General features: G+C 63.3%; 21 protein-coding genes. 10 read left to right on the top strand and 11 right to left on the bottom strand.

Annotated elements, in window-relative coordinates; all coding sequences use genetic code 11:
* Nucleotides 1–52: 52 nt before the first annotated feature.
* Nucleotides 53–496 (bottom strand): hypothetical protein, encoded by a 444-nt coding sequence (locus FR699_RS13170; protein WP_199268304.1) that lies wholly within the window; start codon nt 494–496, stop codon nt 53–55.
* Nucleotides 497–812: 316 nt separating this feature from the next.
* Here FR699_RS13170 and FR699_RS07705 point away from each other — a divergent pair, with 316 nt between their 5' ends.
* Complete coding sequence (locus FR699_RS07705) at nt 813–1,889, top strand: site-specific integrase (protein WP_158855071.1); 1,077 nt, start codon at nt 813–815, stop codon at nt 1,887–1,889.
* Nucleotides 1,890–2,634: 745 nt separating this feature from the next.
* Nucleotides 2,635–3,708 carry a hypothetical protein gene (locus FR699_RS07700; RefSeq protein WP_158855070.1) on the top strand — a complete coding sequence of 358 codons (1,074 nt, stop codon included), beginning with the start codon at nt 2,635–2,637 and terminating at the stop codon, nt 3,706–3,708.
* Between the two features lie 33 nt (nt 3,709–3,741).
* Here FR699_RS07700 and FR699_RS07695 read toward each other — a convergent pair whose 3' ends face one another.
* Nucleotides 3,742–5,337, bottom strand: a complete 1,596-nt coding sequence (locus tag FR699_RS07695; RefSeq protein ID WP_158855069.1) for a sensor histidine kinase KdpD — start codon at nt 5,335–5,337, stop codon at nt 3,742–3,744.
* A gap of 312 nt (nt 5,338–5,649) precedes the next feature.
* Here FR699_RS07695 and FR699_RS07690 point away from each other — a divergent pair, with 312 nt between their 5' ends.
* The 5 genes from FR699_RS07690 to hypB are packed head-to-tail and all read left to right on the top strand — an operon-like array spanning nt 5,650 to nt 9,405.
* Nucleotides 5,650–5,934, top strand: a complete 285-nt coding sequence (locus FR699_RS07690; RefSeq protein ID WP_154551034.1) for a HypC/HybG/HupF family hydrogenase formation chaperone — start codon at nt 5,650–5,652, stop codon at nt 5,932–5,934.
* On the top strand, nt 5,935–7,056 hold the full coding sequence (hypD, locus tag FR699_RS07685) for a hydrogenase formation protein HypD (protein ID WP_154551035.1): 1,122 nt from the start codon (nt 5,935–5,937) through the stop codon (nt 7,054–7,056).
* 9 nt (nt 7,057–7,065) lie between these two features.
* Nucleotides 7,066–8,142, top strand: a complete 1,077-nt coding sequence (gene hypE / locus FR699_RS07680) for a hydrogenase expression/formation protein HypE (RefSeq protein WP_158855068.1) — start codon at nt 7,066–7,068, stop codon at nt 8,140–8,142.
* Between the two features lies 1 nt (nt 8,143).
* On the top strand, nt 8,144–8,551 hold the full coding sequence (locus tag FR699_RS07675; RefSeq protein WP_154551037.1) for a hydrogenase maturation nickel metallochaperone HypA: 408 nt from the start codon (nt 8,144–8,146) through the stop codon (nt 8,549–8,551).
* A 2-nt stretch (nt 8,552–8,553) separates the two neighbouring features.
* Nucleotides 8,554–9,405: a hydrogenase nickel incorporation protein HypB gene (hypB, locus tag FR699_RS07670; RefSeq protein ID WP_158855067.1), complete on the top strand. Its 852-nt coding sequence runs from the start codon at nt 8,554–8,556 to the stop codon at nt 9,403–9,405.
* 65 nt (nt 9,406–9,470) lie between these two features.
* Here hypB and FR699_RS07665 read toward each other — a convergent pair whose 3' ends face one another.
* Together FR699_RS07665 and FR699_RS07660 are read right to left on the bottom strand one after the other, a co-directional pair.
* Nucleotides 9,471–10,649 (bottom strand): sugar MFS transporter, encoded by a 1,179-nt coding sequence (locus tag FR699_RS07665; RefSeq protein ID WP_158855066.1) that lies wholly within the window; start codon nt 10,647–10,649, stop codon nt 9,471–9,473.
* 90 nt (nt 10,650–10,739) lie between these two features.
* A complete protein-coding gene (locus FR699_RS07660; protein ID WP_158855065.1) occupies nt 10,740–11,900 on the bottom strand; it encodes a sugar MFS transporter in 1,161 nt (386 codons plus the stop codon).
* Between the two features lie 132 nt (nt 11,901–12,032).
* Here FR699_RS07660 and hypF point away from each other — a divergent pair, with 132 nt between their 5' ends.
* The gene (gene hypF / locus FR699_RS07655) at nt 12,033–14,330 is read left to right on the top strand and encodes a carbamoyltransferase HypF (RefSeq protein ID WP_158855064.1); all 2,298 of its coding nucleotides are present in this window, start codon (nt 12,033–12,035) and stop codon (nt 14,328–14,330) included.
* A gap of 3 nt (nt 14,331–14,333) precedes the next feature.
* On the opposite strand, the gene FR699_RS07650 is transcribed toward hypF, so the two are convergent.
* A complete protein-coding gene (locus FR699_RS07650) occupies nt 14,334–15,983 on the bottom strand; it encodes an NADH-quinone oxidoreductase subunit D (RefSeq protein ID WP_158855063.1) in 1,650 nt (549 codons plus the stop codon).
* 81 nt (nt 15,984–16,064) lie between these two features.
* Here FR699_RS07650 and FR699_RS07645 point away from each other — a divergent pair, with 81 nt between their 5' ends.
* Nucleotides 16,065–16,715 (top strand): helix-turn-helix domain-containing protein, encoded by a 651-nt coding sequence (locus FR699_RS07645; protein ID WP_154551042.1) that lies wholly within the window; start codon nt 16,065–16,067, stop codon nt 16,713–16,715.
* Here FR699_RS07645 and ilvD read toward each other — a convergent pair whose 3' ends face one another.
* The 6 genes from ilvD to FR699_RS07615 all read right to left on the bottom strand — a co-directional run bounded on the left by ilvD (nt 16,716) and on the right by FR699_RS07615 (nt 25,212).
* A complete protein-coding gene (ilvD, locus tag FR699_RS07640; protein WP_158855062.1) occupies nt 16,716–18,455 on the bottom strand; it encodes a dihydroxy-acid dehydratase in 1,740 nt (579 codons plus the stop codon).
* Between the two features lie 109 nt (nt 18,456–18,564).
* Nucleotides 18,565–19,251 carry a hypothetical protein gene (locus FR699_RS07635; RefSeq protein ID WP_158855061.1) on the bottom strand — a complete coding sequence of 229 codons (687 nt, stop codon included), beginning with the start codon at nt 19,249–19,251 and terminating at the stop codon, nt 18,565–18,567.
* Nucleotides 19,248–20,165, bottom strand: a complete 918-nt coding sequence (locus FR699_RS07630; RefSeq protein ID WP_158855060.1) for a GAF domain-containing protein — start codon at nt 20,163–20,165, stop codon at nt 19,248–19,250. Before FR699_RS07630 ends, FR699_RS07635 begins: the two co-directional genes overlap by 4 nt.
* Nucleotides 20,166–20,270: 105 nt before the next feature.
* Nucleotides 20,271–22,475 carry a PAS domain S-box protein gene (locus tag FR699_RS07625; protein WP_158855059.1) on the bottom strand — a complete coding sequence of 735 codons (2,205 nt, stop codon included), beginning with the start codon at nt 22,473–22,475 and terminating at the stop codon, nt 20,271–20,273.
* Nucleotides 22,476–22,568: 93 nt separating this feature from the next.
* Nucleotides 22,569–23,735 carry a HAMP domain-containing sensor histidine kinase gene (locus tag FR699_RS07620; protein ID WP_158855058.1) on the bottom strand — a complete coding sequence of 389 codons (1,167 nt, stop codon included), beginning with the start codon at nt 23,733–23,735 and terminating at the stop codon, nt 22,569–22,571.
* Nucleotides 23,736–23,742: 7 nt separating this feature from the next.
* Nucleotides 23,743–25,212, bottom strand: coding sequence for an ATPase domain-containing protein (locus FR699_RS07615; protein ID WP_158855057.1), 1,470 nt, complete (start codon nt 25,210–25,212; stop codon nt 23,743–23,745).
* A gap of 156 nt (nt 25,213–25,368) precedes the next feature.
* Between FR699_RS07615 and FR699_RS07610 the strand changes: the two genes are divergently transcribed.
* The gene (locus FR699_RS07610) at nt 25,369–26,340 is read left to right on the top strand and encodes a beta-ribofuranosylaminobenzene 5'-phosphate synthase family protein (RefSeq protein ID WP_154551048.1); all 972 of its coding nucleotides are present in this window, start codon (nt 25,369–25,371) and stop codon (nt 26,338–26,340) included.
* The last annotated feature ends 37 nt before the right edge of the window (nt 26,341–26,377 follow it).

Here is a 26,377-nt window from a genome sequence, read left to right as displayed (position 1 = left end):
TGATAGAGAGTTGATGAATTATAATTGATATCCACTATTCATAATATTGAGTCTATTCCTCGTCTTTGAGCCTATCTTCAGCACGTTCGAAAGCTAGGTCATATAGATCCTTGTCGCCTTCTGGCTCGATCTCCTTCTCTCGTAGCTTGTTATATTCTTCTTTCACCATGTCTTCGTATTCTTCTTTGGAAACTCCTAGTTTCCAGTTGATGGCTTTCTCTTGAGCAACTCGGATACGCCGCGAACTATATTGTAGACCGTCTATAGATTTCCAAACCAGTTCACCATCGCTTGTAATCCTATACTTTCCTCTATCGACTTTTTCAACTAACTCGCCCGCCTGAAGAGAATTGAGGCGGTTAGAGACTCCCTTCCTTGATCGTCCGATATTCTCTGCGATGATTGCTGGAGTGAGGATGAGTTCACTGCTGAGGACTTCCAGAATCTCTTTGTCCATATCAGTAAGCCAGTCGGGTTCTGGACTTTCATCGGCCATGTGCATCGCTGAGGGCCCGATTGACAAAAAGGTACTCCGCTTTACAACCCTCTTAACGCACACCCCCAAAACAAGAACCCTAATTAGGGATAGCTTTATGGGAATTGACGTTGAGGTGTGGTTTGTTGATGAGTTCAATCAGCAAATCAGAATCTCCGCCTGATCCAGAAGGGCGTAGAATGCCGGTGAACAGCTGTGTCTGCACGTGCCGGGACCCGAAACCGTCGTCACGTCTCGCTGGCGCGGCTGACCCTCGGCTCCCGTCGTGGGAGACGTATTGCTCGCGGTGCGGGCACCGCATCCTGGAGGTCGACCCGTGAGCGGCGATCTCCAACCACTCGACCCGCGTGAAGCTATGGAAATGTGGCTCGACCGCCAGCGAGCGACGAAAGCGGACGAGACCGTCCAGAGCTACTATTACCGGATTCGGCAGTTCGTCGACTGGCTCGAAGACGAGGGAATCCGGAATCTGAACGACCTCACGGGTCGTGACGTGTTCCGGTTCGACTCGTCCCGCCGTTCTGACGACCTGAGCCAGAGCGCGCTGAACAACCAACTCGGGACGGTCAAACTGTACCTGGAGTTCTGCGTCGACGTCGAGGCCGTCCCGCCGGAGCTTCCCGCGAAAGTGGACGTGCCGACGCTCTCGAAGGCAGAGGTGGCGAACGAGGAGAAGCTGACGGCCAAGCGTGCTGAGACGATCCTCGACGATCTCGAACGGTACGAGTACGCAAGTCGGGACCACGTGATGTTCTCGCTCGCGTGGCACACCGGCGTGCGTCTCGGCGCGCTGCGTTCGCTCGACCTTCGAGACTGCTACCTCGTTGAGGACGATCTCGAACGACTGGCCCACCTGGACGATCTCGACACGGAGGACTTGGAGAGCGTGGACGTGCCGTTCGTCTACTTCCGGCACCGGCCGAAGTCGGACACCCCGCTGAAGAACAAGGAGGACGGTGAGCGCCCGGTTGCTCTCTCCGAGGACATGGGCGCGATCCTCCGCGAGTACATCGAGGTGACCCGTCCCGAGTTCGAGGACGAGTACGGCCGGAAGCCGCTGTTCTCCAGTCAGAAGGGAACCGGCCGCATGTCGAAGGGAGCGATTCGCGCCCGGTTCAACACGATCACCCAGCCGTGCCGGTACGGGATCTGTCCGCACGACCGCGACCCGGAGGACTGTGAAGCCCGCGAACACGGCTATGAAGCGCGCTGCCCGTCTGCTCGGTCACCGCATCGGATTCGAACGGGTTCGATCACCCACCACCGCGACGAAGGCTGGCCGCCGGAGGTGCTGGCCGAGCGCGTGAACGCCACGCCGCAGGTGATTCGGACCCACTACGATCAGCCAGACCTGCTCAAGCGGATGCAATCGCGTCGCAGCTACATCGAATGAAACCCACACCCATGAGTCCCAATTCCAGCAACACTCGGATGAATCGCGTCGAAAAGGATTCGCTCATCTCGGCGGCCCCATCCATTTGCTGGGAACAAGTACGTGAGCAGCAATTGCTGGATCCGACGAGATTCGAGCCTGGAAGTCGCAGCCCGCGAATCGTCGTGAGGTCGAACGAAGTGAGACCGAGCGACGAGCGCAGGACCGTCTTCCTTCGTTCGAATCTCGGCGTTCTCAGTTTTCGCTCCGAGCGAGCACGGCGAGCGACGGACGAAAACTGAGTGCTCGACAACGAGCGAAGCGAGTTGTCGGCGGCCCCACTACACCACCTTTTTACTGCGGAGGGTTCGCTGCGCAAACCCTCCTTGCAAAAAGCTGTCTTGACGAGCGAAGCGAGTCAAGGCTCGGTAGAGCTTGCTCTACCGGTGGACCAAAAACATCTGCTCGCGGGCCGTTGGCCCGCTCGCAGGGAAACGCGCTCGCTTCGCTCGGCGTATGCTTACCGCCGGAAGAGATGATTCGATAAGTCCGAAACGGCAGACAGGAGAGCACGCGGACAAGCTACGACGTGGCTGCTGGCACTGTGCTGGGCAACGAATCGGCACTTCCGGTCGTCTTCGGCAGTGACAGGCCACTCGGCCGGGTCCAAGAGCGTTCCCTGGCGAGTCTCTTCGTTGGGGCCCGATCTGTCGTGACTGCAGCTAGTGACTACATTTTTGATAATCGGCGTGATAGCTGAATCTTGATGCGAACGAACCGAGTGGCGTCGGTCCTCGCACTCGCTGGTGCCGGACTCGTCAGCTTTGCCGTGGTGCACTTTCTCACCCACGAGATATACACTGTGACCACCTGGCATATACTGAGTAATTTAGTCGTTGCTGGCGGTGCTGGCATCGGGCTGCTCTATGTCGCCTACTGGCTCTCGGATCAGTCATTTTCTACTGCCCGAAACGAGCGGATTCTCGCGTGGACGGGACTGGGGGCTGGCGTACTGCTGGCGATCTTTCTTCTCGTGCAACCGATGGCCCAGGAGACCGTCACCGACGAGGAGTTGGTTCACATCGTCCAGGTGTCCCTCGGTGTCGGGGGCTTGCTCGGGGCGGCTATCGGTTCCTTCGAGGCTCGCGCACTCTCCCGTGCCGAGGAGGTGACCCGCGTCGAATCCCGGCTTGCCGCACTCGAAGACGAGCGCGAGCGCTGGGCCGAACTCAACACCGTCTTTGGCCACTACGTCAACAATTCGGTGACAGTCATCGACTTCTGTCTGGCGGATCTCCGAGAACGCGTCACCGACGAGACGTCGCGCGAGCACGTCGAGAAGATCGCCGACCGCGTCGAGACCATCGCGACGGTCGCCGAACACGTCGATCGTCTCGGCCCAGCCCCCGAGTTCGACAGCGTCTCACCAGCCACTGAGCTGGCCAGCGTGAGCGAGCAGGCGAGCCACCTCGCCGAGATCGACGCGGACCTGTCGATGGAGATCCCCGAGGACGGACCGACGGTCGTGGGCGGTGCCTCGGTCGCCCAGGATCTCGCGTTGCTGTTGGAAGCCCTGGCCGAGATTGCAGCGCCAGATGGGCGCATCGAGTGTGCCTTCGAGGCCCAAAACGGGGCCGTTCTGGCCCGCTTTACTGCCAGGCCGGCGACCCTCCCGGCAGGTATCGAGGATGCGTTGTTCGAACCAGTCACGCGACAGAGTGGCCTCAAACTCTACTTTGCGGAGCGATCGATCGATTCCTATGGGGCTCTCAGCCTGGCTCGAAGCGACGATGATGCCGTCGCCTTCGAGATCCGATTCGAGTCGGCGTCGGACCACTGATCGCGTTCACATGTACGACCGGCGCCCTCCCGGTCACCCCGATTTGGCGAGTCCTCGTCGGTCGAGCACCATCGTCCCGCCCATGTACAAGACGCTGAGTGTCAGACCCCACACCAGATGGCTAAGCAGACCCCAGGGTGAGAGACTCGGGACGACCGCTGGAATCCCGACGAGTTCGAGCCAGAGTGGCATGACGATCCCCGAGGCAACCAGCCACAGGGTAAATGCCCAGCCCAATCCGGTCGCCAGACACCATCGCCAGTCCTCGGCGTACCCCTCCGGCACCGTCGCGAGTATTCCAGCGAACACGAGGCCGAAGACGACGCTGTGGAACTCGTGGGTAACCCACCCGACGAGTGCGTTCGTGTTGCCGTACAGCGCGCCGATGATCGGCACGACACCGGATGTCGCCTGTCCGACCAGTCCCATGGCGACCCCGGCGAGGATGGCCGCCCCCACTGCGATCCCCAGATCGGTCGTCGGGACGCCGTAGGCCCGGACATCGGTCCCACTTGCCTGGCCGGGACGCGTGTCGGTGTCGGCTCGCGGCGCTTCTACTTCGACGGTCGTCTCGCCGTTGGTCTCGGCACACGTGATGTTCCCGTCCAGGGTGTCGGTCACCAGCCGCACCACGTTGAGACCGAACCCGACCGACGGGTCGTCGTACTCGCCACTGGCACCGCCTTCGAGAATGCGTCGTTGGGCCGGGGACAGTCCCTCGCCGTCGTCGGTGACTCGAAGTCGAGCGGTCCGAGCAGTCGATTCGACGGCGATCCTCACACGTGTCGTGGCCTCGTCGTCGGCTGCCCGCGCGAGTACGTGCTCGATCGCGCGTTCGAGCATCACGTTGCCCCAGACAGCGATCTCACCGTCAGGTCTGTCGGTCACCTCGATCTCGACGTCGGGATACTCCGCCTCGACGGATGCGATCGCTTCCTCCAGGGCCTGGGTGAGATCGATCGCATCGAGGTGTTTCTGGGCGTCGGCCGTCGATCGTGCGAGGTACTTGACGTCCTCGACGGTCCGCTGAATGGTGTCGGCCTGATCGCGGACGGTGCTGGCGACCTGTTGGTACAGTTGCGGATCGTCGCGATCGGCAACGACGCTCATCTGGCCGTCGATCGCCAGGACGGCGTTGAGCACCCGATCGCGCAGGCTCCGGTTGAGTACCGCCAGCCGATCTGTCTGTTGGCGAAGGGCAATTCGCTGTTTGCGGTTCTCGGCCGCGTACAGGCCCGTCAGCGCGCCACCGATGGCCCCGCCGATGAGGAAATTCGACAGGTACGCTCCGGGGGTAACGCCCCCCATCTGGCCCATCTGATCGATCCCAGCGCCGACGATTGTCAGGACGACGAGTACGAGCATCGCGCCGGCACCGACGACCGTCCAGACCGCCGTCGTCCGGGCGTACTCGCGACCGACGGAGCCGATCGCGAGGGCGATTCCGAACGCCGACAGGCCGAGCCCGAGCGTCAACGGGAGTAGTCCCGCGACCACGAACCGCAGCGGGTCACCGTCGAGAGTCAATGTGACGGTGAAGCGAGTCAACGTGAACCCCAGCAGTGAGATGACCAAGCCACCGACGGACACGCGCCGGACGAGCGCGGAGACGGCGTGGTCCCGGTCCATTACGTCTCCCACGACCACCCCAGACATAACAGTTTGGCCACTGCCTGCCTCTGCGGTCGTCCCCGAGTAGTTCGGCTCGTTCCGATTGTGTATCGACTATCATCGAAGTTATCACGGTCCGGGAAGAGGGCTCACAGTGAAGTACAGTCGAACCCTGTGTTCTCGTATGAGATCCGACCGTCCCGGTGCTGTGGCGAGCAATCGGGCCACGCGCGTGTCCCGACGCGTGACAGCCCCCGGACCCCGGCCGGATCGTCCGGTTCCGACGGAACAATGCCGTGAGGGCGAGACAACAGATCAAGGTGATAGTACATGTGTCTAGGCATCCCTGGAGAGATCGTCGAAATAAACGGAAACGAAGCGCGCGCCGAGTTCTGGGACGTCGAGAAGACGGTCCGGATCGACGTCGTCGATGAGGACGTCGCGGTGGGTGATCACATCCTCAATCACGCTGGCTTCGCCATCCGGAAGATCCCCGAAGAGGAAGTCGAGGAGACGATGGAGATCTACGAATCGTTCCTCGAAGGCGACGAAGACGAAGCCTTAGAAGAGATCGGCGCCAGCGACGGCCAACAGCTCGGGATCGAGGGTCGATAGATGGCGAGCACAGCCGACGATGGGGACGGGGAACTCCAGTTTCGCGACCCCGAGAAGGCAGAACAGCTGACCGAGGAACTCGAGTCACTGATGGACGACATCGGCGAGCCGGTCAACGTGATGCACGTCTGTGGCTCTCACGAACAGGCCATCGCGAAGTTCGGCCTGCGGTCGATCCTCCCCGACGATTTGACAGTGCGGATGGGGCCGGGCTGTCCGGTCTGTGTGACCAACATGCCCGAAGTCGACGAGGCCGTCGCCCTGGCCGAAGAGGGGAAGATCGTCGCCACCTACGGCGACATGTTCCGCGTGCCCGGCACGGAGAAGAGCCTCGCCGACGCCAAAGACGAAGGCGCAGACGTTCGGGTGGTTTACAGCGCCAGCGAGGCCGCCGAGATCGCCGCCGAGGAACCCGATCGCGAGGTCATCTTCTTCGCGACGGGCTTCGAGACGACTGCCGCCCCGACGGCGGCCGTTCTCACGGCCGATCCCCCCGAGAATTTCTCGGTGCTTTCGGCCCACAAGTACGTCCCGCCGGCAATGGAGATCGTCGCGGAAATGCCCGACACGGACGTCGATGGCTTCCTCGCGGCGGGCCACGCCGCCGTCATCACGGGCTATGGACTGTTCGAGGATTTCGTTTCCGAGTACGACACGCCGGCTGTCGTCGGCGGGTTCGAACCGATCGACATCCTGTTTGCACTCGCGCGCTTGCTCGAGTTCATCCGGGACGACGAAGCCGGTCTCGCAAACGCCTACCAGCGGTGTGTCACCGAGGACGGCAACGTCCCAGCCAAGGAGGCGATGTGGGAGGTCTTCGACACTACCAGCGGCGAGTGGCGTGGCATCGCCGAGATCCCCGACGCGAATCTCGTCATCAGCGACGACTACGCTCACTACGACGCCCGCGAGCGCTTCGACATCGACGTCGATGCGGGTGCGTCCGATCCGCTGACCGAGGACTGCATTTGTGGGGATATCATGGCCGGGAAGGCCGATCCCGACGAGTGTGAGTTGTTCGGCGAGGAGTGTACACCCCAGGATCCCGTCGGGGCCTGTATGGTCTCCAGTGAGGGGACTTGCAAGATCTGGCTCGAATACGGCGGGCAACCGGATCTGTGAGGGACTCAGATGAGCAATAGCGACGACGACCGAACGGCCGACGAATCGAGCGGTGACGGCTACACGGGCGACGACGTGATCACTCACGCCCACGGGGCGGGCGGTGGGCAGATGACCGACTTGATCGAAGACATGGCCGTGTCCCGCTTTGCCGACAGCGAGGCAGATGTGGGGCTGGAAGCCTTAGACGACGGATCGGTCCAACCGATCGACGACGACCATTCGGTTGTCGTCACGACCGACAGCCACGTCGTCACGCCGCTGTTCTTCCGCGGCGGTGACATCGGCCGGCTGGCGATTTCGGGGACGGTCAACGACCTGGCGATGATGGGTGCGACCGACCCTCTGGCGCTGACGAGTTCGTTGATCATCGAGGCTGGCACGCCACAGTCGACCGTCGAGCGCGTCACCGAGTCGATGCGCGAGACCTGCGCGGAGGCCGGCGCGACCGTGACGACCGGCGATACGAAGGTGATGGGCAGCGACGAGATCGACACGCTCGCGATCAATACGACAGGCGTCGCCGTCGTCCCGACGGGGGGCCACGTCCCCGACGCTGGTCTCTCGGTCGGCGATACACTCATCGTCTCGGGCACCATCGGCGATCACGGCATCTCCTTGCTGTCCGAACGCGAGGGCTTTGATTTCGGTGGCGGTCTCGCGAGCGACGTCCAGCCGGTCAACGATCTCGTCCGTGCTGCCATGGACGCCGGCGAGGTGACGGCGATGAAAGACCCGACGCGGGGTGGCCTCGCGACGGTGTTGAACGAGATGGCGGACAAGGCCGGTGTCGGGATCGATCTCGACGAGCCAGCAATCCCGGTTTCGGGACCTGTCTCCTCGGCGGGCGAGGTGCTCGGCATCGAGCCCTTCGACGTGGCCTGTGAGGGTGTCGTCGCCATGGGTGTCGCCAGTGACGATGCCGAAGCTGTTCTCGAAGCACTTCGGGACAACCCCAAAGGCGAAGACGCTGCGATCGTGGGCGAGGTCGTCGAGGAGCACACCGGCCAGGTCGTCCTCGATACTGGCTTTGGCCGCCGCTATCTGACGCCCCCGGAGGGTGAACAACTCCCACGGATCTGCTGACATGCACGAGTTCTCTATCGCGACGCAAGTACTCGATGCGGCCCGGGAAGCCGCGGCCGACCACGGCGCGGAGACGTTCGAGGGAATTACGGTCTCGGTCGGCGAGGCCAGCCACGTCAATCCGGACCAACTGGGGACGTGTCTCGACGCGGCGGCCGATTCGACGGTCGGCGAGGCCGATCTCGACATCGAGATCGAAACGGTGGCTCCCCACGCCGAATGTGACTGTGGCTGGAGTGGCGAACCGGAGACGGTCGACCGAGCGCTGGCCTACGCGCCCGATCTCACCTGTCCCGAGTGCGACCAGCGAATCGAACTCGCCGCCGGCAACGAGTGTAAACTAATGAGCGTCACGATTCCAGACACTGAACCGACAGCCGATCCCCCCGGTTCAAACGCGAGTAACTGAGTATGTATCACGAACGACGACAACCGTTCACCGACACGAATCCGATCGACCGACTGCTCGACCAACTACTTGGCGACGCCGAGACACCTGGCCCCCTGCAGGCCCATCGGATGGGTCATGGCGAGGGCGACCACGAACACGGCAACGGGGATGCAGAGGCCGACATCCTCGCCCAGTTTGAACAGCAGGCCGACGACCTCCACGATCGTGTCGTTCACGAGCACGGTATCTTCGTCGCGGAGTTTCTGGGTGCGACCGGCAGTGGCAAGACCCGACTCATCGAGCGCCTGATCGAGCGAGCGCCCGAGGACGAGGAAATCGGTGTGATCGTCGGCGACGTCGCCGGCGAGGACGATGCCACGCGCTTTCGGGAACTGGGCGTCTCTGTCGCAAACGTCAATACAGGCAAGGAGTGTCACCTCGATCCCTCGCTGGTCGAGGGCGCACTGGAAGACCTCGATCTCGATGCACTCGATACGCTGTATATCGAGAACGTCGGGAACATGGTCTGTCCGGCCGATTTCCCGCTGGGGGCGCAGGCTCGCGTGCTGGTGGTCTCAGCCACGGAAGGCGACGACGTGGTGCGGAAACATCCCCTCCTGTTCCAGGCCTGTGACGGTGCCGTAATCAACAAGGTCGACATCGCCGAGGCGGTCAACGCCGATCTGGGTCTGATGGAATCGGACGTCAACGAGATTGCACCCGACATGCCGACCTTCCAGACGAGTGCCGAACACGGCGACGGCCTGGACGAACTGGCGGCATTCCTCGACGAGCGTGGACACGTCCACGACCACGATCACGAGGCCTACGTCGGTGAGACGGTTCACGGTCACACTCACGACCACGAGTAACCCGTCTACTGTAGCCCGACGACGACTATCGACTCCGCTTTCTGTTTCGCTCCGAACGATAGTGGCTACTCGGACGCCGTCGATCGGCGGCTACCAAGTGGCCCGACTTTCAGACCAAGCGCCACGATAGTCAGCACGACGGCCAGTCCGATCTGGAGTAGCATCGCAGTCCCGATCGAGGTCGCATCAGCGACGATCCCGACCGTCGCGGGCGCGATGAAAAAGCCCGTCTGGGCCGCGACGTTGGCCACGACGTTGATCGGGCCAGTAAAGGACGGACGAGACTCGATCCCCATCGAGATGAGCGTCGGGAACAGTCCGGAGACGAAAAAGCCGATCACGAACACGAGCCCTAATACGACGAGACCCTCCGCGAGTACGAGCATGGCGTACAGCGAGCCGACGAGGATGACCCCAACAGCGACCACCAGATCAGTGAATCGATAGCGTTCGGCCAGCCGACTGAACGCAAAGCGGCCGGGGACGTAGGCTGCCAGGTAGATCGAGAGTGTCAGGTTCGCAACGTCCCGGGAGAACAATTCAGTGGCGTAATACGGCAACCACTGGAAGAAGACGCTCTCGATGCTCCCGACGAACAGCAAGGCCAGGGCCATCCCGTAGATGCCGGGTTCGCCCAGCAAGTCCCGAACGTCGGCCAGCGAGAGGGACTGTTCGTTAGCCAGCGTTGCCGGCCGATCGAGTCCCCAGAGAATGACGAAGATCGGGACGAGTGGCAACGCGAGCACCAGGTACGTCAACTGCCACCCGGAGAGCCACAGCGCCGCCGTGACGAGCAGCGGCCCCGCCGTCGCGCCGATCGCCCACGCCATCGTGTGGAGACTGAAGATGCGAGCGCGCCTTTCGGGATAGAGATGACTCAGTACCGTCCGATCGAGTGACCGGAAGATCCCCGTCCCGAAACCTCGGAGGCCGATGAACGCGAGCAACAGCAGAAACGTCGGTGAGGCACCGATCAACAACGCTGCGGCGGCCGTCACTGCGATGCCGGCCAACAGGGCTCGCTTGATGTCGATCCGGCCACTGGCCGACCCGAAGACGACCATCGCAGCGACGAACCCGACAGTCCCCACGGGCGTGATTAACCCTAGGAACGTCTCGCTTGTCGTGAACGTCTCCTTCCACGTCGGCACTAGCGCCCCACGGGCCTGGATGAGGGCTCCGTCGAGCGTGACGAACGCGAACAATGCCAAAATCCAATATTTCTTATTGTTCTCTTTTTTCATTGTTTGGTTCGAATTGGTTTCATCGGTTAAACGAACTGTATTGCCAGCCTTTGGAAGTTACTCCGCAAGCCGGCAATTTTCAGCGTGAAATCAGCCATCCTCGACCGGTCCGAGGCGAAGTCCAATCAAGACGATCGCAAGGAGGCCGGCGAGTCCAATCTGGACCAGCATCGCTTGCTGGATCGTCGAGCCTTCCGCGAGGAAGCCGATTGCCGCCGGAACCGTGAAGAACCCGACCTGGGTGGCGACGTTCGCGATCGCATTTACTGGGCCGGTATAGGCGGGATTCGACTCGATGCCCAGTGAAATCAGCGTCGGGTACAGTCCCGAGACCAGAAAGCCGATCGCGAAGATGAGCACGAGCAACTCCGGGCCCTCAGCCAGGACGAACGCCGCGTATAGCAACCCGGTCAACACCACAGTGACACCGACCAATAGATCCGTAAACCGGTAGCGTTCGCCCAGGCGACTGAACGCCAATCGGCCCGGAATATAGGAGACCAGATAGATCGATAGCGTGATGCTTGCGACCCCATCGGAGAACATCTCCCCGGCATAAGAGGGCAACCAGGTGAAAAAGGCACTCTCGATTCCGCCGACCAGGACGATCGCCGCGACCATTCCGTAGACGCTCGGATGGGCAAGCACCGAGCGCATGTCCGACAGCGCGAAGGACTTCTCGTTGACCGTTCCCGCCGGCGGTTCCAGCCGCCAGACTACGACGAGTACCGGCACGGTAAGAGCGGCGAGCACGAAGTACGTAAGTCGCCAGGAAAACTGCAACAGGACGGCCGTGACGAGCAACGGCCCGGTCGTTGCCCCGACCGCCCACGCCATCTCCTGGAGGGTGAAGATTCGGGCCCTGGAGTCGGGAAAGAGGTGACTGAGCGTCGGCCGATCCAGTGCTCTGAAGATCCCGATGCCGAAGCTCCGGACGCCGACCATGGCCAGCAACACGGTGAACGTCGGGGCAAGACCGATCAACACCAGGGCAATCGCCGTCAGGATACCACCGCCGAGCAGAAACTGCCGGAGATCGACCCGACCGCTGGCGGGGCCGAGCCACACCATCGCGGCGACGAACCCGACGGTCCCCACCGGTGTGACCAGGCCCAGCTGGCCCTTGCTCACGCCGAAGTACCCTTCGAATGTGGGGATGAGTGCCCCGCGGGCCTGGATCATCGCGCCCCCGAGGCCGACGAAGGCGAAAATCGCGACGAGCCAATATTTGCGATTATCTATTTCATCCACTCTACATCTAATTGTGGGCTCGTGGAGTTAAACGTACTGAACTATCGTCAGGACCGGCCGTGGGGTGTCACGCTTTGGGGGCGAAGACGTTGGTCGGCACATTCAACAGGCCGGACCGCCCTCTACGAGCCAATGACCGATCGAAGCCGAGCGACCGTTTCAGTGACTGGCGTCGTCCAGGGGGTCGGCTTTCGGCCCTTCGTCTACCGGACGGCAACTGATGCGGGTCTCGCCGGTCGGGTGAAAAACACCGGCGACGGCCGGGTCGATATCGTCCTCGAAGGCTCGGCCGCTGCCATCGAGTCGTTCCTCACGACGCTCCGGCAGGATCCGCCACCGCTGGCCCGGGTCGAGACTATCACTGTCGAGCGTGACGATCCAACGGGTCTCGAAGGCTTCGAGATCGTCACCTCGACGGATTCGACGGGCGGCTCGGGCACGATTCCGCCGGACACGGCGATGTGTGACGCCTGCCTCGATGACCTCCGGGATCCGGACTCGCGATTTCACGACTACTGGGCGACGGCCTGTGTCGACTGTGGGCCGCGATATACGGTCATTCGCGAACTGCCCTACGATCGCCCGCGGACCTCGATGGACGCGTTCCCGTTGTGTGGCGACTGTCGCGACGACTACGAGGACCCCAGCGACCGCCGGTATCACGCCCAGACGATCGCCTGTCCCGCGTGTGGGCCGTCGCTGTCGCTGCTTGCCGACGATGGGACCCGATTGGCAGCCGGCGAGGATGCGATCGCCCGAGCCGGCGAGGCACTCCGTGACGGCGATCTGGTCGCGATCAAGGGGATCGGCGGCACGCATCTGGTCTGTGACGCGAGTGATCCCGCCGTCGTCGCGGACCTCCGTGAGCGGACGGGTCGCCCCGAGAAGCCGTTTGCGCTGATGGCTCCCGATCTGGAGACGATTGACACGTTCGCTCGCGTCTCGGGGGCCGAACGCGAGGCTCTGCGGGATACTCGGCGGCCGATCTTGCTGCTCGACGGCGTGGCCGACGGGCGGCCCGACTGGTTCGCTGCGGTCTCGCCCGGGCTGCACACCGTTGGCGTGATGTTGCCCTACGCTGGGCTCCACCACCGACTCTTCGATCACGTTGCGGGACCTCTCGTGATGACTAGCGCCAACATGCCCGGTGTCCCAATGGCAACCGACCGGGAATCGATCCTGGCCGATCTGGCGGGAGTGATCGACGCTACCCTGGTCCACGACCGGGAGATCGTGATGCGGTGTGACGACAGTGTTGCTCGCTTCTCGGGCGGACAACGCCGCTTCGTCCGTCGATCCCGCGGGTGGGTCCCGGAGTCGCTTCCCCTCCCTGCCGATACTGACCGTGACGTCCTCGCCCTCGGAGCCGAATTCGACGCGACCGTCGCCCTGACCCAGGGCGGCGACGTGATCCCCTCCCAGTACGTCGGCGACGTCGACAACCCCGAGACGGTCGAGTACCTCCGGGAAACGGTCGCTCATCTCCGGGACCTGCTCGGCACCGACCCCGACGTCGTGGCCTGTGACGCCCACCCGGACTTTCTGACGACAAGGGAAGCCAAGGCCTACGTCGACGACGAGGGCCTCGCGGGGCCGATTCGCGTCCAGCACCACCACGCCCACGCCGCCTCGCTGCTGGCCGAACACGAACGCGACCGGGCGGTCGTGATCGCCGCCGACGGGACGGGCTACGGACCGGATGGCTCGATCTGGGGCGGGGAAGTACTCGACGCAACGCTCACAGACTACGAGCGTGCTGGTGGTCTCTCGACGTTCGAACTCCCCGGCGGGACGGCCGCGATCGAGCGCCCGGCACGCATCTTGGCGAGTCTCCTTGAGGACGACGAGCGGATCGACGAACTGCTGGTCGAACGGGATGGCGTCGATAGCGAGCGCGACGCCACGACGGTTCGCCAGCAACTCGAGCAGGGTGTCAACACGCCCACGACGAGCAGTGCGGGCCGATTGCTGGATGCGGTGAGTGCGCTCCTGGGCGTTTGTACCGAACGCTCCTACGAGGGCCAACCGGCGATGAAACTCGAAGCGACTGGGGTCGAGGGAGACGTGCTCGACTACGATATTCCATACGTGAGTCGGGACGGCGACCGAGTACTGGATAGCAGTCAACTCCTCTGTGATCTGGCTGCGATGACTGGCGATCACACTACGGCGGATCTGGCCGCGACAGCCCAGTGGGCGCTGGCCCAGGGGCTGGCCGAGGTGGCTGTCGAGGTTGCCGAGTCACGGGGCGTCGAGACGGTTGGGTTCACTGGCGGCGTGGCGTACAACGACGCGATCACCCGGACCGTACGGGAGCGAGTTCGTGAGGCCGGCCTGGAATGGCTCGGCCACGATCGCGTACCGCCGGGGGACGGCGGGATCGCCTACGGACAGGTTGTGGTAGCAGCCACCCGGGACGGTACACAGTGACCCTCAGCGATCGACTTCGCCCATGATCGTATCGAGGCTCCCAAGCGTGGCGATGAAGTCGGCGAGGTATTCGCCTTCGGTCATCTCCGGGATGGCCTGCAGATTCGAGAAGGAGGGGCCGCGGATCTTGAACCGCGCTGGTTTGTCCGTGCCGTCGCTCCGGATGTAGATTCCGAGTTCGCCTTTGGCCGCTTCGACCGCCTGGTAGGTCTCGGTGTCGGGGTCGGGCCGTAGGGTACGGGGGACGTTCGACTGGATCTGCCGGTCATCTTCGGGCCAGTCCGCCAGCAGATCGACGCACTGCTCGACGATGCTCGCCGCCTCTTCGATCTCGCGCATACGAACCAGCAGCCGGGCGTAGTTGTCACAGCCGTCCTCGATGACGACTGACCAGTCGAGCTCGTCGTAGTAGCCGTATGGATCGTCCCGCCGGAGGTCGTAATCGATGCCCGACCCGCGGGCGACTGGCCCAGTGACGCCGTAGGATTTGGCCACGTCGGGATCGAGATAGCCAGTGTCCAGCGTCCGCAGTTGCAGGATCTCGTTGGCGCTGAGCAGGTCGTGATACTCGGCCAGCCGGTCGGGCAAGAAATCGAGGAACTCCCGGACCTTTTCGAGGAACGCTTCGCGTGGCTGGGGCAGATCCCACGCGACCCCACCCAGCCGGAAGTAGTTGAACATGAGTCGCTGGCCGGTCAGATCTTCGAGGAGGCTCTGGACTCGCTCCCGATCCTGAATCGCGTACATGAACGTCGCGGTGAAGTCCCCGACCACGTCCAGGGCATAGGCCCCGACAGCGAGGAAGTGACTGAGCATTCGCGAGAGTTCCCCGCTCATCGTCCGAACGACCTGGGCGTACTCCGGAACCTCGATGTCCGCCAGGTCCTCGGCGGCACGGGCGTAGGCCCACTCGTTGAGCAATCCGCCACCACCCCAGTCCCAGCGATCGGGGTAGGGCATGATCTGATGGCGGTAGGTGCCTTGCTCGCACATCTGCTCCTCACAGCGATGGATGTAGCCGATATCCGGCTCGGCGTCGACGACCTGCTCACCGTCCAAGGTAACCTGAACGTGGAGGACGCCGTGGGTCGCCGGGTGGTGGGGCCCGATGTTGAGCAACATCGTGTCGCTGCTTCGCTCGTGATCGTTCTGGATCGGATTGACGTTCTCCCGATAGGTGACGACCTGAGACTGCGTCTGGTCGTAGTCGTCTCTGAGTGGATGGCCCTGCCAGGTGTCGGGCAAGAGGATGCGACGAAGATCGGGATGCTCGTCGTATTCGATCCCCAGGAGGTCGTAGGCCTCTCGCTCGTGCCAGTCGGCCGTCTCGTAGACGGCGGCCGCCGATTCGCTTGCCGGCTCGTCGCTGCTGGTCGGGACGACGACGCTCAGCTCGCGGGTTGGGTCGTCGTAGCTCCGAAGGTGATAGATCGTCTCGAAGCGGTCGGTGTACTCCTGGCCGGTGACGCAGGCACAGTGATCGAAGCCCGCCCGATCACGAAGGGTTTCGAGGATGGCGGCCACGGCGTCGGCCCGGACGACGATCCCGGGGGCGTTGCTGTGGGTCTCGCGGCTGACCACTCCGTCTAGTTCGGCGACGATAGACTCCCAGTCTCCCGATCGCTCGCGACCAGTCCGCGTGACAGCACCCATGCCCTGGGTGAAGTGGACCCTGGCAAAGCTGGTTTTGCCGAATTCACTAGTGCTTTGAAGTGCAGGTGGCAACGATCCCTTGTGAAATCTCTCGCGGTGACGTTCACGGAACCGCCCGACTGGCGGAACCCGATGCACACGTTCATCGCGGAAGCGTCGAGGTTCGAGCAGGCGGAACTGTTGATCTGGAACTTCTCGCGGAGTGAACTTGACGTCCTCCTCTTTCGCGTTGCCGGGCCGATCGAGCCCTACCGGGAGGCGATCGAGGACGCACAGTTCGTCACCGAGTACGATCTGACGCCGATCGACGACGATTCGTTCTACGCGTACGTCGAACACGAAACGCGCGACGTCGATCGACGATTGCGCGATACCTTCGAAGGCAAACACGTCGTGTTGGTCCCGCCAGTGGTCTACGACGCCGACGGCACCACGCGGTTGCGGATCGTGGGCCGAGCCGATGCCCTCGAAGCGGTGGTCGAGACGGTCCCGGACGCGATCGACGTGACGGTCGAGTCGATCGGCGAGTATCGTGGGCCATCCCAGGGGATCCTCGATCTCACGGATCGTCAGCGTGAGGTTGCCCGAACAGCTGTCGAGATGGGATATTACGACGTCCCACGAGACGCGTCAGTGGCCGATGTCGCCGCACGACTTGACTGTGCAGCCAGCACTGTCTCGGACCACCTTCGGAAGGCCGAACGCGCGGTGATGGCCGGCGTGTTCGAGTGATCACTCCCGCTTGACGCCGGGATTCGACACCGCGCCGTTGGCCGCCGAGTCGAAGTCCCGGTGGTATTTCGCCAGTACGCCATTGTCGTAGGTCGGTTCGGGGTCGTCGCGGTCCGCAAGACGGCGCTCGATCTCGTCGTCGCTGAGATCGACATCGAGCGTGCGCTCTGGAATGTCCACCGTCACGGTGTCGCCGTCTTCGAGCGCGCCGATCGGCCCGCCGACGAAACTCTCGGGGGCGACGTGGCCGATCATCGGGCCGCGCGTCCCGCCGGAGAAGCGGCCGTCAGTGAGGAGGGCCACGTCGTCCTCGTGACCCTGGCCGACGACGGCAGCCGTCACACCGAGCATCTCCCGCATTCCCGGTCCGCCCTTCGGTCCCTCGCCGCGAATGACGATTACGTCGCCGGATTCGATGCGGTCCTCCTGGACGTACTCCATGGCGTCCTCCTCGTCCTCGAAGATCCTGGCCGGACCCTGGTGGTAGAACTCGTCGTTGCCCGTTGCCTTCAGCACCGCGCCGTCTGGGGCGAGATTGCCCGTGAGAATCTTGATCGCACCCTCGGGTTCCTTGGGGTCGTCAATCGAGTAGAGGAAGTCGGCGTCGATCTCGCTTTCGGGCGGGAGTCGACCGGCCTCCTCCAGATATTCGATCTCCTCGGCTAGCGTCCGGCCGGTGATCGTCATCGCGTCACCGTGGAGGAGGCCAGCTTCGAGCAGCCGGCGAATTACGACCGGCAAGCCCCCGATCTCGTGGAGGTCGTTCATCACTTTCTCGCCGCCGGGCTGGAGGTCGGCGATTTTGGGCGTCCGTCGGCTGATCTCGTCGAAATCCTCGATATCCAATTCGACGCCCGCTTCGGCGGCCATCGCCAGCAAGTGGAGGACGGCGTTGGTCGACCCGCCGATGGCTGTCTGGAGGGCAATGGCGTTCTCGAAGGACTTCCGCGAGAGGATGTCGGAGGGCCGACGGCGCTCCTCGATGACTTCGACGGCGAGTTCACCCGTCTCGCGGGCGACGTCGTAGCGTGACTCTTCTTCAGCAGGTGGGGACGCACTGCCAAGCGGTGCCAGCCCGATGACCTCCGAGATCGAGGCCATCGTGTTGGCGGTGAACATCCCACCGCAGGCCCCCGCGCCGGGGCAGGCGTTGCGTTCGAGTTCGTCGAGTTCCTCGTCGTCCATGTCGCCGGTCGCGTGGGCACCCACGCCCTCGAAGACCTGGACGATGGTGACGTCCCGGCCGTCGTGCTCGCCGGGCATGATCGATCCGCCATAGAGGAAGACACTCGGCAGATCCGTCCGAATCATCGCCATCATCATCCCCGGCATGTTCTTGTCACAGCCGCCGATCGTGACGAGGCCGTCGACGCGCTCGCCGAAGGAGACGAGTTCGACGGAATCAGCGATGACTTCCCGGGAGATCAGGGAAGCCTTCATCCCCTCGGTGCCCATGGAGATGGCATCGGAAATCGTGATCGTCCCGAATTCGACGGGCATCCCGCCCGCCTCGTCGGTTCCATTCCAGGCCGTCTCGGCCACGTCGTCGAGATGGACGTTACAGGGCGTGATATCGGCAGCGGGGTTGGCGATGCCGACCAGCGGCGAGTCGAAGTCGGCGTCGTCGTAGCCCATCGCGCGGAACATCGCCCGGTGGGGTGCCTTGTCCGGCCCCTCGGTAACGTCTGTGCTCGGAAGGTCCGCGTCTTTGTCGCGGGAGAACCTGTCGTCGTTGGACATGCACAAAGGGAGCCCCGGAGCGAGTAAAAAGGACGCGGTGGGGCTGATTGTTTCCGAGTCCGAGCGCAGATGGGGTTACGAGCGTCCCGAAATCGGGGAGTGGGTCGGATCAGGACAGCGCAAACGGCTGCCAGCCGCTGGGTTGCTCGGGCAGTCCACGAACACGCAATTCCCCGTCGATGTCTTCGTCGTCACCGTCGTATTCCCGCACTTCGATCCGGCCGTCGGCGACCTGGCCGAGTGTGTTGACGGTGCGCTCGTCGTGCGTGGTTGGATCGATCGCGAAGACGCCGAGCCCGCCGGCGCTGTCGATACGCCCCGAGAGGGTCTGGGCGAACCGGAACAGTTTCCGCAGGTCGACGTACATGGCGAGCGACGAGAGGCTGATGAGTCCTGTCCGGACGCGGCCCTGGGCGGCCTCGGCGTACAGCAACTCGTACAGCGCCGAGAACTTCATCCCGATCCCGGTCAGGTCGCTCTGGGTCGAGACGTATTTGAGCGCAGCGTCGGTCTCGTTTGGCTTTGGCTCCTGGCCACTACAGTCGATGATACCCATCAGCGAGGTGTCCAGGGCCGGGTCTGTCCGTCGACACGCCGTGAGGAGCTTCTCGCTGGTCTTGTTCGTCGAGATAAACAGCGACGCCTCGTCGTCCTCGGCCGCCTGCAAGACGAGCGATCTGACGAGTGACTCGGCCGGGCTGAGTGCTGGCCCCGCAACGAGCACCGTCGAGCCCGGGTCGATCGGCTCGATGGGCAACTGCTCGCCGAACCCGTAGCCGTCGGGATCGCCACTCATCGGTCCACCTCCGCGGGATCCTCGGCCGCATCGAGTCGAGCGTGACACTCGATCAGGTCCATCGCTAGGGTTGCCAACTCCGTGAGATACGCCTCGTCGGCCGCGGTGAACGATCGGGGTTCGTCGTCGTAGACACACAGTGGGCCGATGACGAGGCCACGTTTCGTGACGAGATTTGCACCCATGTACGCCCGGATGCCGAGGTCGACCAGCGCGTCCGCTCGGGACTGGAATCGGGGATCTTCGGTCACGTCTTCGACGGTCATCACGCCGTCGTCTTCGAGGATCGTGAACGTACAGATCGAGTCTTCTCGATCCATCCGCTCCCACTCGGCGGCGTCCCCGTAACACGCCAGAAACTCCTGGCTGTGTTCGGTGATGAGGTTGATCGAAGCCTGCTCGACCTCGAAGTGGGTGGCCGCCAGGTCGGTGATTCGATCGAGCGCTTCGATGAGTGCCTCGTTCTCCAGATCGTAGGATCGAAGGGCTGCAAGGCGATCGGCCTCGTTCTGTGGCACAGGATAGGACCCCTGGGGTCTGGATGCGATCGTCGTCCGCACCAGATCCGCCAGGCGCTCGCTCCCAAAGACCGATCCTTTCCCGACGTACTCGGTGATCGTCCCCCGGAGTGCCGTCGTGTCGAGGGTCCCCGGATCGGTTTCGGTATAGAGGATCGTCCCGGCGTCGGGACAAATATCTCCAGCCGCGGTGACGATATCGAAGCCCGTCCCGTCGGGCAGCTCGTACTCGGTGACGATCGCGTCGGTGTCCGTCCCGAGAGCAGCCTCGGCGTCGGCCACCGTCCCGACCCCTTCGATGCCAACTTCGAGGTCGGTCAGTGCCGACCGGAGGGTGTCGACGGTCTCCGCCCGGGCGTCCGTGTCGCCGTCCACACAGAGGATCCGATGTGGCATTGGCTACACTGTCGACGCCGTGGGGCATGTACCTACTGGCCTGGCTATCAGCGGCGAAAACGGAATGGCCCGCTCGTCTCCCGGTCGGACCGCTCGATCGACCTGTCAGTTCGACTCGATCGTCGTTCCCACCTGTGTCTCATCGATGGATGGGTTCCTCCGGGGGATGACGAGCGTGACGACGCTCCCTCGCGGGTCGTTCTCCGCAAAGCGCACTGTCCCGCCGGCCCGCGTACAGATCCGTTTGACGAGCCACAGCCCCATCCCCGCGCTATGACGTAGCGGCTCGACCGGACTGTCGTCGCGGATCACTTGCCGTTCCTCGGCCGGGATGCCGGGGCCACGATCCGCCACCGTGACTTCGACCGTCTCGGGTCCTCTCTCGACGGTGACTGTCACTTTGGGCGTCTCGCTTTCGGTGTGGACGATGGCGTTTTCGATGACTTCCTCGATGGCCTGTTCGATCTCAGCGATCGTCTGGACTGTGACTGACTCCGGTGTCTCGACGGCCACGGTTGCTTCCGGATAGGCCGTTTCGAGAGTGTCCCGGACTGTCTCGACTATCGTCACGAGGTCGATCGACTGTGGCGTCGAGACGGCCGTCAGCAGTTTGATGATCTCCCGTTCTTTCTCGGCCTGTTCGAGAATACGCTCGGCCGCCCGCTCGATCGGTTCGGCCTGTTGTTCGATCGTGCCACCTGCCTCTTTGATCATCGATGCCCGGCCGAGGATCGTGTTCAACTCGTTGCGGATGTTGTGTCGCAACAGCCGATCGAGTGTGGTCAGTTGCTTCTCCCGTTCGACCTGTGCGGTCAGATCCTGGAGCGTGGCGACGACGCCCGCGACGCCTCCCGATGGATCCGCGAGCGGGTGATAGCGGACGTTGAACGTCCGGGTGGGTTTATCCGGGACGTCTCGGGTCGTCCGGTACTGGACCGATTCACCCGCGAACACCCGTTCGACGTACGGGCGAGCGATCGCGAACGCCTCCTGCCCGATGCCTTCAGGGAGGGTTACCTCTCGCACATCGTCCTCGATGCCGTGGAACTCGCGATAGGCCGGGTTGGCGAAGATGTACTCGTAGTTGGTATCGACGGCCGCGATGCGTTCGTTCGCGCCGTCGATGGCCCGCTTGTAGTGGGCCAGTTGTTCAGTCCGTTCTTGGAGTTCAGTCACGTCCTGCTGAAAGCCGACGTAGTGGGTGACCTCCCCCGCATCGTTCTCGACTGGGGCGACGGTCACACGGTTCCAAAATTGGCTGCCGTCGGCCCGATAATTCCGCAATTCGACGGTAACTGGCTGTTCGCGTTCGATCCCCGCGCGGATCTGGGCGACGCGTGCGGGGTCGGTGTTGGGTCCCTGGAGGACCCGGCAGTTGTACCCGAGGATTTGCCCCTCGTTGTAGCCGGTGAGTGCTTGGAAAGCGTCGTTGGCGTAGATCAGTGGGTTGTCCGGCTCGGTTGCGTCGGCGATGGTGATCCCGATCGGTGCCGCGCTCAGTACGCGGTCTTTCAGTTCCAGGTCCTGCTCGCGTTGCTCGCGGTCGCTGACGTCCCGAACGACGAGAACGGTCGCCGGCTCGTCGGCCCACCCGAAGTGCGTGGCGGTCACCGCCACGGGCACGGTCGTTCCGTCCGTCTGCGTGAGGGTCCCGGCGACTCGATCGAGGCTCTGGGACCCGTCTCGGACAGCTTCGAGTCGCTCCTCGAAGTCGTCGACTTCCCGGCCGGACAACGCTTGGGAGAGCAATCGGTCCGGGACGGCCGAGCGATCTGGCAGTCCCATGAGTTCGAGCCCGGTTTCGTTGATGAACGCCACCTCTCGATCGCGGACGACTGCGATCATGTCGTGGGCAGCATCCAGCAGGGCCGTGGCGTGGATGTCCGTCTCCCGGAACTCCGCGTGGGCTCGGCGGTACGCGACCGCATCCGTGATGAGGGCTGCGAGTTGCGCCCACTGGCCACTGTGGTCGTCCTTGATGAGGTATTCGGTCACGTCAGCGGTGATCGCCCGACTCGCGATCCCCTCGCTGCCCTCGCTCGTAAAGAGGACAAAGGGTAGCGTCGGTGCCTGGGATCGGACGGCTTCCAGAAACGCGATCCCATCAGTGTCTGGCAGGTCGTGATCGCTGACGATGCAGTCGATCCCGTTCTCGGCGACGAGACGATCGATCGCGGCCCCGACCGTCGAAACTGTTTCGACCGCCAGGGCGGCCTGGCTCGGTAGCTGCTTCTGACAGGCGTTGGCAAAACTCTCATCGGCCGTGACCACGAGGACGTCGCTCTGTTTTTTCGCCACGGCCGCGCACATATTCTAGTATTCTCCCGGCAAGACCCTATAGGTTTGTCTTGCCCTGACGTTCGGCTATCGCTCCGCTCGCGCCGAAATGTCGCCGCCGTCCGTTCAGCCCCGCTCGGGAGCCATCGGCAACTCGACGACGAACACGGCCCCCCGATCGGCGTCCGCATCGGGAGATTCCGCCGTGGCCTCTGGGTCTTCGATCCGGATCTCGCCACCGTAACTCTCGACCAGTCGGTCGACGAGGAACAGTCCCATCCCGGTCCCCTCACTGTCCATCCCCGCTTTCCCCTCGCTGAACAGTCGGTCTTGGTGCTCGTCGGGGATCCCAGGCCCGTTGTCCGCAACCACGACGCTGACGCGATCGTCGTATTCTTCGACAGTGACCGTGACCGCTGGCTCCGTGGAATCGTTGTGCTGGACGGCATTGTTGACCAGATTGCGAAACACCGAGGAGAGCATCTCGTTGGCCCGAACGCGTGTCTCCGGACTCGGGGGATCGGGCATCGAAATGTCGGCTCCTGGGTGTGTTTCCTGTCGCTTTTCGAGTTCGTCCGTGAGAATCCGTTCGAGGGAGACGGCCGATAGATCTGGCGATCCTTCGCCGTGAATCATCTCCGCGATGTCGTGCGCGCTCGTTGTGAGTTCGACGACGTGATTGCCCGCCCGGAGGATCTTCTCGATAGACTCCTGTCCATCGGGCGAAACCATCTCCCCGAGGTTCTCCGTCCAGGCCAAGATGACGTGGACGTCGTTGCGGATGTCGTGGCGGAGGACCCGGTTCAACACGTCGAGTTGCTCGCGTTGTTGATTTACGGCGACGGACTGGCCGCGCAGCCGGAGCACCGTTGCAATCCGCTCTGCCAGGCGATCCTTGGAGATTGGCATGTCTATCAGCCCGTCGATCGCCGCCCACAGGTCAGGGTACTCGGTTTCGAGTTGGGTCCGCATCTCACCGTGGCTTGCTTCGGGGACGAGCAACAGATACGGCAGGATACTCCCCTCGCTGGCCTGCCGTTCGAGCAGGCCCGCCCGGTGTTCGAACAGCATCTCTTTGTCGAGTAGGCAACACTCGAAGTCGGCTGTACGGACGTCGGCGTCACGCGAGACGTGTCGATACGCCTCGTGATCGGCTAGCCAGTCTTCGAGTACTCGCCGATTTCCCGGACTAGACACGAGTGTCAAGACCGGCGTCCGTTCGGGTGCTCGCTCCTCGCTTGACTCGCTGGGCTGGGCGTGTGCCTCGTTGCCGGTCTCTTCAGGCTGTGGCATGGCTGGGTCAGTCCTGTTTCGCGTTGGTCTCGTCCGGGACGTCGGCCGTTTCCCAGTCCGGTGTCCCGGTGAGAATGCCGCGCAGCTGGGGGAGTGGCTCGCCGACGCGGATCCCCTCGGGCGTGATTTCGAGTTCCCGCAGGCTGTGCTCGAAGTCGCTGGTCCGCATCTTCAACGCGCCGATGACTTTCCGCAACTCGCCGCGGTACTCGACGTGACGCAGGAAGACGAGGTTGTCCGCGAGGTTGCTCGTCCGTTCCTCGGTGGCCCGAAAGTCCCCTGTGATATTGTGGACCTCGTTGACCAGGATCGTCGAGACGCCGGCTGCCCGCAGGTATCGACCGACCCGCAACAGCGCAGCCGTCGGGTCCTCGAGACCCCGGAGGTTCTGTTTGAACCCCTGTGTGCCGTCGATCATCACCAACTCGACCCCATCCCTCACGGCTTCTCGAATCAGTTGCTCGAACTCACCGACAGTGTATGCGTCGGGCTCGATTTCGACGATCGACAGACACCCCTCTTCGAGTACTTTCTTGAGTGGCATGCCGATCGCGTCGGCCCGCTCGCGGATCGTCCGTTCGGCCTCCTCGAACTGGAAGAGGATGCCTTCGGTTTCTTCGATGGCCGCTCGCGTGAGGAACTGCACCCCGGTCGTCGTCTTGCCCGCACCGGTCGGGCCACTCAGGATCGTCACCGTGCCCGTATCGAGCCCGCCACCAAGGAGGCTATCGAGCTCGGGAACGCCCGATGACAACGTCCCGGGTTCGATCGATCGCTCTTGCTCGCCGGGGACTAGCGTCGGCCAGACCGTCAGTCCCTCGTCGTCGATGCCGTAGTAGTGCTTGCCCCGACGGAACGACGACCCTCGAAACTTCGAAACCTGTACTGATCGACTGTCGCCGGTCACTTCGAGTGTGACGACGCTATCGACGAGGAACTGCAGATCCTCGTCTGTGACTGTCTCGCCGGCCTGTGACGTCAACATCACCGTCGCCCCGGCGTCTTTGAGATAATCCAGCAGGCCGAGGATTCCCTTCCGAAACTGCCGCTCGTCGGTCGTCAGGTAGCGGAACTCCGTAATCGGGTCCAGCAGGACCCGGTCCGGTTCGACCTCGTCGACGACGGTTCGAAGCGAGTCGATGAACTCCGGCTGCTCGACTTCGGCGGACTCGAAGACGTCGTACGATTCCTGCTCGGCAAACTGTTCGCTGGTCGGCGAGAGGTTGTGAAAGTGAATCCCCTCCGTTTCCAACCCGAACGCCTCGGCCGTCTCCTCGACGTACGCCTGTGGTTCCCCCAGATTGACGTAGAGACTCTGCTCGCCCGCCTCGACGCCCGCCGACAGAAAGTACAGTCCGAAGATCGTCTTGCCGGCCCCCGGCGTCCCCCTGAGAAGGACGTTTCTCCCAGGAATGAGTCCCCCATCTAGCACACCGTCCATGCCGGCAAGCCCGGTCGTTTTCCGGGTTTTGTTCATAATCTATAGTTGTTGATGGTGGTATAAATACCGACCGGGCGAGTTGTCAGTGTCGATAGGCTTCTGGCAGTGGCCGGTACGCAGCGGTACACATGTCGATGACGCCCGCCCCACGAGACGCGAGCCTTCAAGAGACACCTCCTCCAAACACCGGCAATGACGCGGGTATCGATCGGCCCACGCTTACACGCCGGCTTCCAAAATCTCTCGCTCGCGCGTGATCGCCTCTATGGAGGGATCGGACTCGCGATCGACGAGCCACGGCTCGTCCTCGAAGCCCACCGGGCCGACTCCCTCGTCTGTTCCGATGGCGCTGTCGAACCGTACGCACGCCGGGCGATCGAGGCACTGGACGTCCCAGGGGCGACAGTCACGGTTAGCCACCGCTTCGACCGCCACGCCGGCCTCGGGAGCGGGACGCGCCTCGCGCTCGCCGCGGTAGTCGCGATCGCCGACGCCTACGGACTGGATCCGGCCGTCCGGGAACGAGCCCCTGCACTCGGTCGGGGCGGGCGTAGCGGGGTCGGAATCGCGACGTTCCGCCAAGGTGGGTTCGTCATCGACGGCGGTCACCCGACCGAGCGGTTTACCCACAGCCCCCCGGAGACGGGTGCCTGGACCACACCGCCGGTCGTCGCTCGCCACGACGTGCCCGACTCCTGGCGGTTCGTCCTCGTCACGCCGGCGGGTGAGACAGGCCGGAGCGGCCAAGGCGAGGACGCAAGCATGCGAACAGCCGTCGAACGGGCCGATCCCGGGATCGCCGACGAGATCGCGCCCTTACTGACCCAGCGCTTGCTTCCCGCGATCGCCGAGGGCGACCGGGCCACGTTCGGGGCGGCGATCTCGCGGCTCGGTCGTCTCAACGGCGCCTGGTACGCCGACGAACAGGGTGGCGTTTACCGGCCGCCCGCGGGCCAGTTGATCGAGGCGCTCTCGGGCGTGCCCGGCGTCGATGGCGTCACCCAGTCCTCCTGGGGGCCGACAGTCTATGCGATCACGGGACCAGCGCGGAGCGATCACGTCCGCGAGGCGGCTGTCGAGGCACTCGAGACAATCGGCATCGACGGCACCGTTCGCATCGCTTCGCCGGACAACGACGGGTATCGTATCGAACCTGGTGAGTGATACCGCCAGCCCGTGCTCCATCCCGTCAGTACTGCCC

The sequence above is a fragment of the Halorhabdus sp. CUG00001 genome (genome assembly GCF_009797925.1).
Classification (GTDB): domain Archaea; phylum Halobacteriota; class Halobacteria; order Halobacteriales; family Haloarculaceae; genus Halorhabdus.
This window is presented reverse-complemented; position numbering and strand designations above follow the sequence as displayed.

Excerpts from the sequence above, each read along its gene's own strand:
- FR699_RS07695 (WP_158855069.1), bottom strand. The coding sequence starts at position 5,337 with ATGGACCGGGACCACGCCGTCTCCGCGCTCGTCCGGCGCGTGTCCGTC.
- hypD (WP_154551035.1), top strand. The coding sequence starts at position 5,935 with ATGGCGAGCACAGCCGACGATGGGGACGGGGAACTCCAGTTTCGCGAC.
- FR699_RS07620 (WP_158855058.1), bottom strand. The coding sequence starts at position 23,735 with ATGCCACAGCCTGAAGAGACCGGCAACGAGGCACACGCCCAGCCCAGC.
- hypE (WP_158855068.1), top strand. The coding sequence starts at position 7,066 with ATGAGCAATAGCGACGACGACCGAACGGCCGACGAATCGAGCGGTGAC.
- FR699_RS07630 (WP_158855060.1), bottom strand. The coding sequence starts at position 20,165 with ATGCCACATCGGATCCTCTGTGTGGACGGCGACACGGACGCCCGGGCG.
- FR699_RS07665 (WP_158855066.1), bottom strand. The coding sequence starts at position 10,649 with ATGAAAAAAGAGAACAATAAGAAATATTGGATTTTGGCATTGTTCGCG.
- ilvD (WP_158855062.1), bottom strand. The coding sequence starts at position 18,455 with ATGTCCAACGACGACAGGTTCTCCCGCGACAAAGACGCGGACCTTCCG.
- FR699_RS07635 (WP_158855061.1), bottom strand. The coding sequence starts at position 19,251 with ATGAGTGGCGATCCCGACGGCTACGGGTTCGGCGAGCAGTTGCCCATC.
- FR699_RS13170 (WP_199268304.1), bottom strand. The coding sequence starts at position 496 with ATGGCCGATGAAAGTCCAGAACCCGACTGGCTTACTGATATGGACAAA.
- FR699_RS07615 (WP_158855057.1), bottom strand. The coding sequence starts at position 25,212 with ATGAACAAAACCCGGAAAACGACCGGGCTTGCCGGCATGGACGGTGTG.
- FR699_RS07650 (WP_158855063.1), bottom strand. The coding sequence starts at position 15,983 with ATGGGTGCTGTCACGCGGACTGGTCGCGAGCGATCGGGAGACTGGGAG.
- FR699_RS07700 (WP_158855070.1), top strand. The coding sequence starts at position 2,635 with ATGCGAACGAACCGAGTGGCGTCGGTCCTCGCACTCGCTGGTGCCGGA.
- FR699_RS07675 (WP_154551037.1), top strand. The coding sequence starts at position 8,144 with ATGCACGAGTTCTCTATCGCGACGCAAGTACTCGATGCGGCCCGGGAA.
- FR699_RS07610 (WP_154551048.1), top strand. The coding sequence starts at position 25,369 with ATGACGCGGGTATCGATCGGCCCACGCTTACACGCCGGCTTCCAAAAT.
- hypB (WP_158855067.1), top strand. The coding sequence starts at position 8,554 with ATGTATCACGAACGACGACAACCGTTCACCGACACGAATCCGATCGAC.
- FR699_RS07690 (WP_154551034.1), top strand. The coding sequence starts at position 5,650 with ATGTGTCTAGGCATCCCTGGAGAGATCGTCGAAATAAACGGAAACGAA.
- hypF (WP_158855064.1), top strand. The coding sequence starts at position 12,033 with ATGACCGATCGAAGCCGAGCGACCGTTTCAGTGACTGGCGTCGTCCAG.
- FR699_RS07625 (WP_158855059.1), bottom strand. The coding sequence starts at position 22,475 with ATGTGCGCGGCCGTGGCGAAAAAACAGAGCGACGTCCTCGTGGTCACG.